Below are 13,059 nucleotides of genomic sequence, written 5' to 3' on the forward strand. Positions count from 1 at the left end.
GAAGAGGCTAGTGGACGGGAATGACTCGCTGCAAGTTTATACGTCTCACTGCATGGAAATGGTTAGGTGACGCCGGTCACCCGGTACGAACGCCGACGGCCCGCGTCGCGGGGAGCGACACGGGCCGTCCGGGGACGAACGGGGCGGACGTCAGAGGCGGCCCTCCTCGACCGCCCGGCTCACCCACGGGATGACCTCGTCGAGCATTTCGTCCAGCGAGGTGGTGGCGGTGAAGCCGAGCACCTCACGGGACTTCGTCACGTCCGGCACCCGCTTCTGCACGTCGTACTGGAAGGGCTCGTCGGAGACGTGCCGGAATGGCACCTCCGGGCCCTTGATCTTGCGCCAGATCAGCTCGGCCAGCTCCAGCACGCTGGTCGACTCCGCGGTGGAGAGGTTGAAGTCCTCGTTGCGGGCCGCCGGATGCTCGACCGCGGTGGCGATGCCCCGGGCCAGGTCCCCGCCGTAGGTGTAGTGCCGCACCTGGTGGCCCTCGCCGAGGATGTGCAGCGGGTCCTGCCCCTTGACGATCTTCTGCACCAGGTCGGGCACCACGTGCGACATGGCCAGCTTGACGTTGCCGGAGAGCACCTCGGCATGGCCGAGCGCCCGCCCCTCCCCCACACCGACGCAGTTGAACGGCCGGACGATCGTGTACGGCAGCTGGTACTGCTCCCAGGCGGCCCGGGCGTAGTACTCCACGGCGAGCTTCTGGAACCCGTACGACGACAGCGGCGGCGGGATGCGCCGCTCGTCGCCCTCCTTGCTGGGCCAGTGCTCGGTGGACTCGAAGACCATGGAGGAGGAGAGGTAGGTGACCTTCGCCAGGCTGCCGTCCCGGTGGGCGCGGATGGCCGCGTCGCAGGTGGCCGCCATGATCCGCTCGTTGGTGGCGAGCAGGTCGTAGGCGTACGCGTGGAAGTAGGAGATGCCGCCGATCATCGCCGCGCCGGCCACCAGGTGGTCACAGCCGTCCAGCAGCCCGGTGAGCAGGTCGACGTCGCGGGCGTCGCCCTCCACGAAGCGGAACCGCGGGTGGTCGTCGTAGCTGTGGGTGACCGGGCCGTACTTGGAGAAGTTGTCGACCCCGACCACCTCGTGGCCCCGGTCCAGCAACTCCTCCACCAGGTAACCGCCGATGAAGCCGGCCGAACCAGTTACCAGGACCTTCGCCACGTGCGCTCCTAAGCGGTCTTCTCGTACTCGGTGCTGATGTCCTGCGGGTCGCGCGGGGCCGGCACGGCCGCCGCGGCGGTGCCGGCGGTGAGCTTCTCCCGGCTCAGCCGTCGACCGTAGGCGAAGAAGTACCACTTCAGGTAGCCGGGGAGGAACCGCCCCAGGTCGAAGTGGGACTCGCCCAGCGGTCGGTCCAGCCAGATGGTGGGGATCTCGGCGACCGGCAGCCGCAGCCGGTTGGCCTTGGCGGTCAACTCCAGGCCGATCTCGAACCCGGTGCGCGACTCGATCCCCACCTCCCGCACGAACGCCGTGTCGTAGGCCTTGAAGCTGTTGGTGGCGTCCCGGGTGCCGACCCGGGCCAGGGTGTAGAGGCTGCGCCCCGCCCAACGGGACATCATCCGCTTCAGCCGGGGGCCGCCCACCTGCTGGCCGCCGGGCATGTAGCGGGACGCGGCGGCCACCACCACGCCCCGGTCCACCAGCCGGGCCAGCTCGTCGATCTGGCGCGGGTCGTCGCAGCCGTCGGCCATGGTGACCACGACGACCGGGGCGAGCGCGGCGTCGATGCCGAACCGGATAGCGTTCGCCGGACCCCGGCCGTAGGTGTTGAGCACCGCACGCACCCGAGGATCGGTCCGGGCGATCTGCTCGACGTACGGAACGGTGGTGTCCTCCGGCATGTCGTGCACGATCAGCACCTCGGCCGGAAGCAGCATCTCGCGCAGCACCCGCTCCAGGCAGCGCAGGATCGCCTCGCCCTCGTTGTACACCGGCACGATCACCGACACCCGCGGCGTCACACCCGCACCCCCGTCCCGGTCAGGCCCCACATGTCGATGACCGGGAGGTCGGTCTCCAGCCGGGCGTACTGCTCGTGCGGGGCGGCGATGACCAGCAGGTCCGACCGGCGCAGCACCTCGTCCAGGTCGACCAGGCGCTCGTCGGCCACGTACGGGTCGGTGCAGAGGGTCTCCCGGGTCTTCAGCGCCAGGATCTTGCGCAGCTTGTAGGCCAGGCTCTCCCGGGGGTCGTCGCTGCCGCCCTTGAACGCCATGCCGAGGATGCCCACGGTCAGCTCGGACAGGTCGAACCGGTCCTCCAGTCGGGAGACCAGGTACAGCGGCAGCCCCTCGTTGATCAGCATCGCCGAGTGTCCGAGCACGAAGTTGTTCCGGTTGAACGCGGCCAGCTGCATGGTGTCCTTGAACAGGCATGGGCCGGCGGCGAAGCCTGGCATCGGCAGGTCGGCCGCGCGCGGGTAGTCGTGGGCCACCGCGTGCCGGATCCGGGCGAAGTCCAGCCCGAAGTCGTTGGCCATCATCCAGAACTGGTTGGCGGTAGCGAACTTGATGTACCGCCAGGTGTTCGTGAACAGCTTCGCCAGCTCCGCCTCCTCCGGTTCGAGCGGGACGATCTCCTCGGTGAGGTGGCGGAACAGCTTCTCCGCCCGGGCCAGCGCGGGCGGCGTACGGGCAGCGACGATCTGCGGCAGCGTGAACAGCTCGGTCATCGCCCGGCCCTCCGCGATGCGTTCCGGGCAGAACGCCACGTCGGCGCGGATGCCCTTGCTCGCGAGGAGCTTCTCGGTCAGCGCCGTGACGCCCGGATAGACGGTGCTGCGCAGGACCACCAGCTGTCCGTCGCGCAGGTGCTCGGCGCAGCGCTCCAGGGCCCGGGGCACCGCGCCCAGGTCCGGGTTGAGGTGCTCGTCGACCGGGGTGCCGACCACCACCACCAGATGCTCGGAGGTGCCCACGCTGACCGGATCCGTGGTGGCCCGCAGCCGGCCGGCGGTCACCGCCTCGGCCAGCACTTCGGCGGCGCCCGGCTCGGCGAAGGGCAGGGTGCCGGCGTTCACCGTGGCGACGGCCTCGGCGTTGATGTCGTACAGGACGACGGAGAGGCCGCGGGAGGCGAAGGCGATGCCCAGCGGCAGACCGACCCGACCGCAGCCGCCGACAATGCAGACGTCGACGGAGAGGGGCGGCGGACCCGGATCCTCGGACATGGCTGGACTCCCGTGGGGGGGTGGCGGGGGTGTGTTCCCGGCGATAGCCGGAATCCAAGCAGGTTAACCGCTCGCAGGTGCGCCGTGGGTAGCCGAAGATGCCGTCGCCGCTGACCTTTCGGCCCATCCGTGACGCCGGGCACCAGCCGGATCACGAGCGGCGAGAGACGACGGCGGCCGGCCCCGACCCGGAGGTGCCGGATCGGGGCCGTGCGCCGTACCGGTCAGGCGCCGCGCAGGGTGGCGCCGAAGCGGGAGGCCGCCTCGGCGACCGCCGCGTCGCGGGCGGCCAGCGCCTCCTCGACGGTCAGCGTCCGGTCCGGAGCCCGGAACGTCAGCTTGTACGCCAGCGACTTGCGGCCGGCGCCGAGCTGGTCGGAGGCGTACACGTCGAAGAGCCGGACGCCCTCCAGCAGCGGGCCCGCCCGCTCGGTGAGGGCCCGCTGCACCTCGACGGCCGGGACCGAATCGTCCACCACCAGCGCCACGTCGATCAGCGCCGGCGGGAAGGTGGAGATGGCCGGACCGGACACCATCGGCGCGGCGGGCAGCGCGTCCAGGTTCAGCTCCATGGCGCTGGTGCGGCGCGGCAGCTCCAGCGTCGCCACCACGGTCGGGTGCAGCTCACCGGCGTGCCCGACCACCATGCCGTCGACCAGCAGCTCGGCGCAGCGGCCCGGGTGCCAGGGGGCGTACTCGGCGGCCCGGACGATCGCCCGGTCGGCCGGGATACCGGCGGCGGCGAGGACGGCGCGGCCGGCCTCGACCGCGTCCGCCCAGCCGGCCGCCCGGCCCGCGCCCCACCAGCCGGCCGGCTCGATGTCACCGGCGAGCAGAACGGCGACGTGCCGCGGCTGGTCCGGCACCACCGCGTCGGCGGCGGCGAACTCGGCGTCGGACGGCCGACGGTCCACGCCCATGGCCGGCGGCGCGCCGGCGCCCGGACGCGGGTGGAACACCGCGCCGATCTCGTAGATCGCCACGTCGCGCAGGCCCCGACCGACGTTCCGCTTCAGGATGCCGAGCAGCGGGCCGAGCAGCGTGGTCCGCAGCAGCGGCTCCTCCTCGGACAGCGGGTTGGCCACCCGCACCGCCCGCCGGCGCGGGTCGTCGGCCGGCAGGCCGAGCTGGTCGAACAGCTCGGCGGAGACGAACGGGTGTGCAAGCACCTCGACGTACCCACGCTCGGCGAGCGACCGGGCGACCGCCCGGCGGCGCAGCTGCTGCCAGGTCAGGCCGCGGCCGGCGGGCGCGGTCGGCAGCACCGACGGCACCCGGTCGTACCCGTCGAGGCGGACCACCTCCTCGACCAGGTCCGCCGGGTCGGTGAGGTCGGGCCGCCAGCTCGGCGGGGTCACGCTGAGCACGTCACCGCTCCCGACGGCCACCCCGACCTCGCCAGGATCCTCGGCGAGCCGGTCGGCGCCCCGGGTGACGGTGCAGCCGACCTGCTCCAGCAGCTCGACCACCCGCTCCGGGGAGTACGCCACCCCGACCCGCCGGGACGGCAGGTCCGCCGGCAGGGTGACCTGGGTACGCGGCCGGACGTGCTTGATGTCGAGGATCTCCGCGCCGACCGTGCCGCCAGCGTGCTCGCTGAGCAGCCGCACCGCCCGCTCCAGGGCGACCGGCGGCAGGGTCGGGTCGACACCCCGCTCCCAGCGCTTCGCCGCCTCGCTGAACAGCTTGTGCCGCCGGGCGGTGCGGCCCACCATGGCCGGATCCCAGTGCGCCGCCTCGAAGAGCACGTCGGTGGTGGAGGCGATGACCTCGCTGGTCTCGCCGCCCATCACCGCCGCGAGCGAGATGGGGCCGGTGTCATCGGAGATCACCATGTCCTCGGCGGCCAGGGTCCGGGTGACCCCGTCCAGGGTGATCAGCTTCTCCCCCGGCTCGGCGCGGCGGACCACCAGCTGCCCGCTGATCCGGTCGGCGTCGAAGGCGTGCATCGGCTGGCCCAGTTCGAGCATCAGGTAGTTGGTGATGTCGACCGGCAGCGAGATGCTGCGGATGCCGGCCACGGTGAGCCGCTGCGCCATCCAGCCGGGGGTCTGCGCGGTCGGGTCGATGCCGCGGACCATCCGGGCGGCGAACCGGTCGCAGCCGACCGTGTCCCGCACCTCGACCGGGTACGCCGGCCGCTCGGTGGCGCCGGGCGCTGGCGCCAGGGCCGGGTCGCGGAACGGCACCCCGAGAGCGTGCGACAGCTCGCGGGCTAGGCCGCGGACGCTCAGCGCGTACCCGCGGTCCGGGGTGATCTCCAGCTCGACCACCACGTCGTCGAGGCCGACCACCGGGCGGGCGTCGTCGCCGGGCGAGGCCTTGGTGTCCTCGGGCAGCACGATGATGCCCGAGTGGTCGTCGCCCAGGCCCAGCTCCTTGGCCGAGCAGATCATGCCGTTGGAGTTGTGCCCGTACGTCTTGCGGGCGCCGATGACGAAGCCGCCGGGCAGCACGCCGCCGGGAAGGATCACCACGACCCGGTCGCCGGGGGCGAAGTTGCGGGCCCCGCAGACGATCTCCTGCGGCTCGCCGGTGCCGTTGGCGGCGCCGACGTCGACCCGGCAGAACCGGATCGGCTTCTTGAAACCGGTTAGCTCCTCGATCTCCAGGACCTCGCCGACCACCAGCGGACCGGTGACCGTCTCCCGCAGGTCCACGATGGACTCGACCTCGATGCCGAGGTCGACCAGCGCCTGCTCCAGATCACCGACGGGCAGGTCGGCGGGGAGGTCGACGCACTCCCGCAGCCAACTGACAGAAACTCGCATGACTCAGACCACCGTCTCCGTTGTCCGTACCCGCATCGCCTACGCCCCGGCCCCGAAGGCGCGGGTGAACCGCACGTCCCCCTCGACCATGTCCCGCATGTCGCCGACCCCGTGCCGGAACATCACCGTCCGGTCGATGCCCATGCCGAAGGCGAATCCGGAGTAGACCTCCGGGTCGATGCCACAGGCCCGCAGCACCCGCGGGTTGACCATGCCGCAGCCGCCCCACTCGACCCACTGCGGCCCCCTGCGGTGCTCCGGGAACCAAACGTCGAACTCGGCCGACGGCTCGGTGAACGGGAAGTAGTGCGGCCGCCACCGGGTCTTCGCCTCCGGCCCGAACATCGCCCGGGCGAAGTGGTCCAGGGTGCCACGCAGGTGCGCCATCGTGATGCCCTTGTCCACCACCAGCCCCTCCACCTGGTGGAAGACGGGGGCGTGGGTGGCGTCCAGTTCGTCGGTGCGGTAGGCCCGACCGGGCACGATGACGTAGATCGGCGGCCTGCGGGTCAGCATCGTGCGTGCCTGCACCGGCGAGGTGTGGGTGCGCAACACCAGCCCGGAGCTCTCCGCGCCCTCCGGCGGTGCGATGTGGAAGGTGTCCATCAGGCCGCGGGCCGGGTGGTCGGCGGGGATGTTCAGCGCGTCGAAGTTCGTCCACTCCAGCTCGACCTCGGGCCCCTCGGCCACCTCGTAGCCCATCCCGACGAAGAAGTCGCTGATCTGCTCCATCAGGGTGCTCAGCGGGTGCTGGGCGCCGCGCGGCCGGCGGTCGTACGGCAGGGTCACGTCGACCCGCTCCTCGACCAGCATCCGCTCGGCCTGCTCGCGCTCCAGCGTCTCCTGCCGGGCGGCGTACGCGGCCTCGACAGCGCGGCGGGCCTCGTTGACCCGCTTGCCGGCGTCGGACTTCGCGGCCGGCGGCAGCGCGCCGATCTCCCGGCGCGCGAGCGAGACCGGGGACCGGTCACCGAGGTGCGCGGGACGCAGCGCGGCCAACGTGTCCGGATCGGCGGCGGCGGCGAACGCCTTCTCGGCGTCGGCCACGGCGTCGGCCAGGGCGTCCGGGTCGAGCAGGGCGACCTGCTTCGGGTCGTACGGATCGTTGCGGTAGCTCATGGCGTACGGGCACTCCCTCACGGCGGCGCCGACCCTCACGGGTGGCTAGGCGAGTCTACGGACGCGCGGCTGTGCCGCAGCCCGCCGGTGGGAGTTACGCGCAGGAGGAAGGGTCAGGCCCGCCGCCCGCCGACACCGGCGGGCTGGCTAAACGAACGCCGTGGCGCGTTCATCATGCGGACGACTCCCCTGCTGTCTGAACCACGCGACCGAGGGTCAGCGCAGTGCTCTCGCTGAAGCGTACAGGCAGACGGCGGCGGCCGCAGCCAGGTTCAGGCTCTCGGCGCGCCCGTGCAGCGGCACCCGGACCCGGGCGTCGGCGGCGGCGGTCAACTCCTCGGGCAACCCGTGCGCCTCGGAGCCGAAGAGCCAGGCGGTGGGGGTGGCGAGCCGGCCGGCGTCGGCCAGCTCGTCGAGGTCGGTGTCGCCGTACCCGGTGGTGGCGAAGACGGAGAGCCCGACGGCCCGTAGCGCGTCCACCACGTGGCGCGGGTCGGGGGCGCGGACCACGTCGACGTGGAAGAGGCTGCCGGCGGAGGCCCGCACGCACTTGCCGTTGTAGGGGTCGACCGCGTCACCGGCGAAGACCACCGTCCCGGCGCCGGCCGCGTCGGCGGTGCGCAGCACGGTGCCGGCGTTGCCCGGGTCGCGGATCTCGGCGAGCACCGCGATCAGGCGCGGACGCCGGGACAGGGCGGTGTCCAGGGGGATGTCGAGGTGCCGGCAGGCGGCGACCAGGCCCTGCGGGGCGACGGTCTCGGCGAGCGCGGCGAGGCCCTCGTCGGTCACCTCGGAGACCGGTACGTCGGCACGGGCCGCCTGCGCGGCGAGGTCGGCGTACCGGTCGAGGGCGGCCGGCGTACCGAACAGCTCGGTGACCGTCCCGGGGCGCGCCAGGGCCTCGCGGACGGCTTGCGGTCCCTCGGCCAGGAACCGGCCGGTGGCCTCGCGGTCCCGGCGGCGGTGCAGCCGGCGGGCGGCGGCAACCCTGGGGGTACGCGGGGTGAACGGGCCGGGGACAGCGTCGAGGCGCCTCCCGCGCGATGGTGACTGCATGGGAGACGCCTCGATCTGCTGCGGGTGGATCAGGCGGCCTGGGCCGCGGCGCCACCGGTGCCCTCGGCCGCCACGGCGGCGCGGGCCAGCTCGACGATCGCGGCGAACGCCGCGGCGTCGTTGACGGCCAGGTCGGCCAGGATCTTGCGGTCGACCTCGATGCCGGCCAGCCGCAGGCCCTGGATCAGCCGGTTGTAGGTCATGCCGTTGGCCCGGGCGCCAGCGTTGATCCGCTGGATCCACAGCTGCCGGAAGTCGCCCTTGCGGTCACGACGGTCCCGGTAGGCGTACTGCATCGAGTGCAGCACCTGCTCCTTGGCCTTGCGGTACAGCCGGGAGCGCTGACCGCGGTAACCGCTTGCGGCCTCGAGCAGGGTACGACGCTTCTTGTGGGCGTTCACAGCCCGCTTGACGCGTGACATCTCAACTCCTAGTTACGTGAAGGTGGCGCGCGTCAGCGGCCGAGCAGCTTCTTGATTCGCTTGACGTCAGCCTTGGCCAGCTCGACCGTGCCGGTCAGCCGCCGGGTGTGGGTGGAGGGCTTCTTCTCCAGGTTGTGGCGAAGGCCGGCCTGCTGGGCAACGATCTTGCCCTTGCCGGTCACCTTGACCCGCTTGCCCATACCCGTGTGGCTCTTCATCTTCGGCATGTGGAACGTCTTCTCCCTGTTACTGGCCGCTGGTGTCAGCGGTCGGGCCGGTCTCGCCGGCTGCTGCGGTCTCGCCGGCCTCCGGGGTCTCGCCGGCCTCCGGGGTCTCGCCAGACTCCTCCGCGGCCCGTTCCCGGGGCCCGCCGCGGGACGCCGTGGCGGCGACCGCGGAGGCCTTGACGGCCCGGTGCGGAGCGAGAACCATGATCATGTTTCGACCGTCCTGCTTCGGAGCGGCCTCGACGTATCCCAGCTCCGTGATCTCGGACTCGAGCCGGCGCAGGAGCCGGTAACCCAGCTCCGGGCGACTCTGCTCGCGACCGCGGAACATGATCGTCACCTTGACCTTGTCGCCGGCCTTGAGGAACCGCACCACGTGACCCTTCTTGGTCTCGTAGTCGTGCGGGTCGATCTTCGGCCGGAGCTTCATCTCCTTGATGACGGTCTGCTGCTGGTTACGCCGCGCTTCGCGCGCCTTCAGTGCGCTCTCGTACTTGAACTTGCCGAAGTCCATGAGCTTGCACACCGGCGGGCGCGCCATCGGCGCAACCTCGACCAGGTCCAGGTCGACGTCCGAGGCCAGCTGAAGGGCGCGCTCCAGCGGGACGATGCCCACCTGTTCACCCTCGGGACCGACCAGTCGGACCTCACGTGCCCGGATCTGCTCGTTCACGCGTGGTTCGACGCTGATGGGGCCTCCTCGAGTCCGTTCTCCTGCGTGGCCGACCCCGCGGGCTCCCGGGTGGGAGCCGACCCGGAAAGCAGAAGGCCCCGGCGCATGCCAGGGCCCGCTCGACCGGTCGGCACGATCACAGATCACATGATCGCGCATCCGGAACCGGGATGTCCCCGGAACCGGTGACCGGACCCGGCCGCCGTCAGAGGCAACTCGGGTGGGAGCAGGCGCTCCGCTTCGAGACCGCCCGCACGTCGGAACGGGGGCGGTCTGGTCGACGCGGCAACACTACACCCTCGCCCCAGCCATCCCCAAACCGGGCTCGCAGCTCAGACGGGTCGCCGGGGTGGGTCCGGGGCCCGCCCGCCCGGCGGGCGGGTCAGCGGGCGGCGGGGTCGCCGGCGAGGGCCGCCAGGTGCGCCTGGTGGAGGCGACGCAGGGCGCGGACGCCCTCGACCGCGAGCTCCTTGTCGGCCGCCTGGAGGGCGACCATCGGCAGCAGGTCGTCGTCGTGCAGCTCCAGGCTGGCCCACGGGGCACCCCGGTCGAAGCGGACCCCGCGGACGACCTCCCAGGGCAGCTCGTACGAGCCGATCACGTTGCGCACCCGGACGCCCCTGGCGTCGGCCACCACCCGCGGCCGGGTGAAGAGCAGGATGCCGAGCGCACCGAAGATACCCAGCCCCACCATGGCCAGCTGATCGCCGCGCTGGAAGGTGCCGTAGCCGTCACCGGTCCGGCCGGTCAGCGAGGTGGCCACCAGGCTGAAGACCACCAGCAGGGCGGCGGCCGAGGCCCAGCAGACCAGCCGGATCCGTCGGGGCCGCAGCGTCACCAGGGAATCGCTCACCCGACCAGTCTGCCATCCGGCTCGGACCGGCGCTCCGTCGCCACACGGTCACCACCCGACCGCGCCGGGAAGCGGGTGGATCGCCCGGCGACAGCCACCGCCAGCAGGGTGAACACCGCGCCGGCCAGGACCGGCCAGCGCAGCCCCGGACCGCCCGGCGTCAGCACGTCCAGCAGCAGGGCTCCGCCCAACTGACCGGCGACCAGCGCGAGACCGGTCCGCAGCACCCCGACCGAGCGGACCCCGACCAGCAGGGACGACACGATGCAGACGCCGAGCAGCCCGCCCGTGTAGAGGTACCAGGCATCCGGCCAGGTCGGCCGGGCCGCGAACGCGCCGACCGACACGGCCACGGCGATCACCACCGGCGTGCTGGTGGCGAAGTTGACCGCGGCGCCGGCGGCCGCGCTGCCCTCCTCGGCCACCCGGCCGTTCAACGCGGCCTGCACCGCGACCGCCAGGCCACCGGCCACGGCGAGCAGGACCACGCCGACCGCGATGTCGCCGACCGGCTGGCCGAGCTGGGCGAGCCCCACCGCCGCCACGCCGAGCAGCGCACCAGCCACCCGCGGGACGGTGAGCGGGAGCCGGCCGACCGGTGCCAGACCGGCGCGGTCCACCCCCAACCCGCCGAGGCTGCTCCCGGCGACCTGGGCGATGGTGAAGACCGCCACCCCGAGCACCGGTACGACGTACGTGCCGATCACCACGATCGCCGCTCCGCCGAGCCCACCCAGGTACGACCACCACGGCAGCCTGGCCCGGCGCAGCGCGGCGAGCCCGGTCCGCATCGACGGCATGGCCAGCAGCCCGACGAGGATCAGCAGGGTGCCGCCGGCGTTGTTGACCACCGCCCCGAGCACCGGGTCGCCGGCCCGCTCGCCCAGTTCGGCGTTGACCACGCCCTGGGCCGCCGAGGCCGCCCCGCCCAGCACCACCAGGCCGAGGGCGGCCGACGGCGGCAGCGGCCTCACAGGCGGCAGGCGTGGATGTTGGTGACCAGGATCGCCCGGGCACCCAGCTCGTAGAGCTCGTCCATGATCCGGTGCACGTCGTCGCGCTGCACCATCGCCTGCACGGCGACCCAGCCCTCCCGGTGCAGCGGGGAGACGGTCGGCGACTCGATCCCGGGGGTCAGCGAACTGGCCCGGTCCAGCAGGCCGGCCGGCACGTCGTAGGCGAGCATCACGTAGCGCCGGGCGACCAGCACGCCGTGCACCCGGCCGAGCAGCTGCTCGGCCTGGGCGCAGCCGGGCGCCCCGGCACGCCGGACCAGCACCGCCGAGGACACCAGCAGCGGCTCGCCGATGATCTGCAGCCCGGCCTGACGCAGGGTGGCCCCGGTGGAGACCACGTCGGCCACCACGTCCGCCACGCCGAGCCGGACGGCGTTCTCCACCGCGCCGTCGAGCCGGATGACGTCCGCGGTCAGCCCGTTGGCGTCGAGGTAGCGGCGGACCACCCCCGGGTACGCGGTGGCGATCCGGTGCCCGCCCAGCTCCTTCGGCGAGTCGATGGTGTCCGGGCCGGCGGCGAAGCGGAAGGTCGCGCCGCCGAAGGCGAGGTCGACGATCTCCTCGGCCGGGGCGCCGGAGTCGACCAGCAGGTCCCGGCCGGTGATGCCGAGGTCCAGGTCGCCGGAGCCGACGTAGGTGGCGATGTCCCGGGGACGCAGGTAGAGGAATTCGACGTCATTGGCCTCGTCCCGGCAGACCAGGTCCTTGGGGTCGCGACGCTGGCGGTAACCGGCCTCGCGCAGCATCAGAGCGGCCGGCTCGGCCAGGGTGCCCTTGTTGGGAATGGCGACACGCAGCATGACGGAGTGCTCCTTCGATCGAATTTGATCAACGGGTGGGGGCACTCAGAGATGTCGGTAGACGTCCTTCAGGTCGAGACCGGTGGCCAGCATCAGCACCTGCGCCTGGTAGAGCAGCTGCGAGATCTCCTCGGCGGCCCGCTCCGGGCCCTCGTGCTCGGCGGCCATCCACGACTCGGCCGCCTCCTCGACGACCTTCTTGCCGATGAAGTGCACCCCCTTCTCCAGCGCGGCGACCGTGCCGGAGCCCGGGGTGCCGGCGGCGGCCTTGGCCTGCAGCTCGGCGAACAACTCCTCGAACGTCTTCACGGGATGCGATTCTTCCAGCCGCCCGGACCGGCGGCGCGCTCCGGGTCCGGGCGCGTCGTCCTCCCCACGGCGGGCTCGCATGATCACGCCGGAGTGGACCGGCGCCCCGGACCCGGATCGCCGGGTCAGCCGCCGAAGCCGACCCGCTGGGCGGCGTTGGCGGCCAGGTCGCGGATCGCCAGCGCGGCGTCCAGCGCCGCCACGGTCGCCGCCCAGCCCTTGTCCTCCGCCGAGCCGGACAGCCCGGCCCGGTCCCGGGCCTGCTCGATCGTCTCCACCGTCAGCACCCCGTGCGCGACCGGCTTCCCCTCGTCCAGGGCCACCCGGGTCAGCCCGTCCGTGACCGAACGGCAGACGTAGTCGAAGTGCGCCGTCGCGCCGCGGACCACCACGCCGAGGGCGACCACCACGTCGTACCGGCGGGCCATCGCCTGGGCCACCACGGGCAGCTCCACCGATCCGGCGACCCGGGCCACCACCGCCCGGGCGCCGCACGCCTGCGCGGCGGCGACCGCCCGCTCGACCATGTGGTCGGTCAGGTCGCCGTGCCAGCGTGCGGCGACCACGCCGACGGTCAGCCCCGCGGCGTCCACCGACGTCACGCCCGGTTCGCCGAAACCCGCCAT

General features: G+C 72.7%; 14 protein-coding genes. All 14 read right to left on the minus strand.

From position 1 onward, the window contains the following. Positions 1-150: 150 nt before the first annotated feature. A complete protein-coding gene (locus SLP03_RS14720) occupies positions 151-1,176 on the minus strand; it encodes an NAD-dependent epimerase/dehydratase family protein (RefSeq protein WP_319461150.1) in 1,026 nt (341 codons plus the stop codon). 8 nt (positions 1,177-1,184) lie between these two features. Continuing rightward, positions 1,185-1,979 carry a glycosyltransferase family 2 protein gene (locus tag SLP03_RS14725; RefSeq protein WP_319461151.1) on the minus strand — a complete coding sequence of 265 codons (795 nt, stop codon included), beginning with the start codon at positions 1,977-1,979 and terminating at the stop codon, positions 1,185-1,187. Next, a complete protein-coding gene (locus SLP03_RS14730) occupies positions 1,976-3,187 on the minus strand; it encodes a nucleotide sugar dehydrogenase (RefSeq protein WP_319461152.1) in 1,212 nt (403 codons plus the stop codon). The genes SLP03_RS14725 and SLP03_RS14730 overlap by 4 nt, the downstream gene beginning before the upstream one ends. 224 nt (positions 3,188-3,411) lie before the next feature. After that, a complete protein-coding gene (gene pheT, locus SLP03_RS14735) occupies positions 3,412-5,958 on the minus strand; it encodes a phenylalanine--tRNA ligase subunit beta (RefSeq protein ID WP_319461153.1) in 2,547 nt (848 codons plus the stop codon). Positions 5,959-5,997: 39 nt separating this feature from the next. Further along, positions 5,998-7,077, minus strand: coding sequence for a phenylalanine--tRNA ligase subunit alpha (pheS, locus tag SLP03_RS14740; protein ID WP_319461154.1), 1,080 nt, complete (start codon positions 7,075-7,077; stop codon positions 5,998-6,000). A gap of 216 nt (positions 7,078-7,293) precedes the next feature. Beyond that, entirely contained in the window at positions 7,294-8,133 is an 840-nt protein-coding gene (locus tag SLP03_RS14745) for an RNA methyltransferase (protein ID WP_319461155.1), read from the minus strand. A 29-nt stretch (positions 8,134-8,162) separates the two neighbouring features. Next, complete coding sequence (rplT, locus tag SLP03_RS14750; protein WP_319461156.1) at positions 8,163-8,555, minus strand: 50S ribosomal protein L20; 393 nt, start codon at positions 8,553-8,555, stop codon at positions 8,163-8,165. A gap of 32 nt (positions 8,556-8,587) precedes the next feature. After that, positions 8,588-8,782, minus strand: coding sequence for a 50S ribosomal protein L35 (gene rpmI, locus SLP03_RS14755; RefSeq protein WP_319461157.1), 195 nt, complete (start codon positions 8,780-8,782; stop codon positions 8,588-8,590). Between the two features lie 19 nt (positions 8,783-8,801). Further along, on the minus strand, positions 8,802-9,455 hold the full coding sequence (infC, locus tag SLP03_RS14760) for a translation initiation factor IF-3 (protein ID WP_319461158.1): 654 nt from the start codon (positions 9,453-9,455) through the stop codon (positions 8,802-8,804). A gap of 382 nt (positions 9,456-9,837) precedes the next feature. After that, entirely contained in the window at positions 9,838-10,308 is a 471-nt protein-coding gene (locus SLP03_RS14765) for a PH domain-containing protein (protein WP_319461159.1), read from the minus strand. After that, a complete protein-coding gene (locus SLP03_RS14770; RefSeq protein WP_319461160.1) occupies positions 10,305-11,282 on the minus strand; it encodes a DMT family transporter in 978 nt (325 codons plus the stop codon). Before SLP03_RS14770 ends, SLP03_RS14765 begins: the two co-directional genes overlap by 4 nt. Next, a complete protein-coding gene (gene hisG, locus SLP03_RS14775; RefSeq protein WP_319461161.1) occupies positions 11,279-12,124 on the minus strand; it encodes an ATP phosphoribosyltransferase in 846 nt (281 codons plus the stop codon). Before hisG ends, SLP03_RS14770 begins: the two co-directional genes overlap by 4 nt. A 45-nt stretch (positions 12,125-12,169) precedes the next feature. Continuing rightward, positions 12,170-12,433 carry a phosphoribosyl-ATP diphosphatase gene (locus SLP03_RS14780; protein ID WP_189198339.1) on the minus strand — a complete coding sequence of 88 codons (264 nt, stop codon included), beginning with the start codon at positions 12,431-12,433 and terminating at the stop codon, positions 12,170-12,172. A 125-nt stretch (positions 12,434-12,558) separates the two neighbouring features. Then, complete coding sequence (ribH, locus tag SLP03_RS14785; protein ID WP_319461162.1) at positions 12,559-13,059, minus strand: 6,7-dimethyl-8-ribityllumazine synthase; 501 nt, start codon at positions 13,057-13,059, stop codon at positions 12,559-12,561.

It is taken from the genome of Micromonospora sp. RTP1Z1, from assembly GCF_033804685.1.
Classification (GTDB): domain Bacteria; phylum Actinomycetota; class Actinomycetes; order Mycobacteriales; family Micromonosporaceae; genus Micromonospora.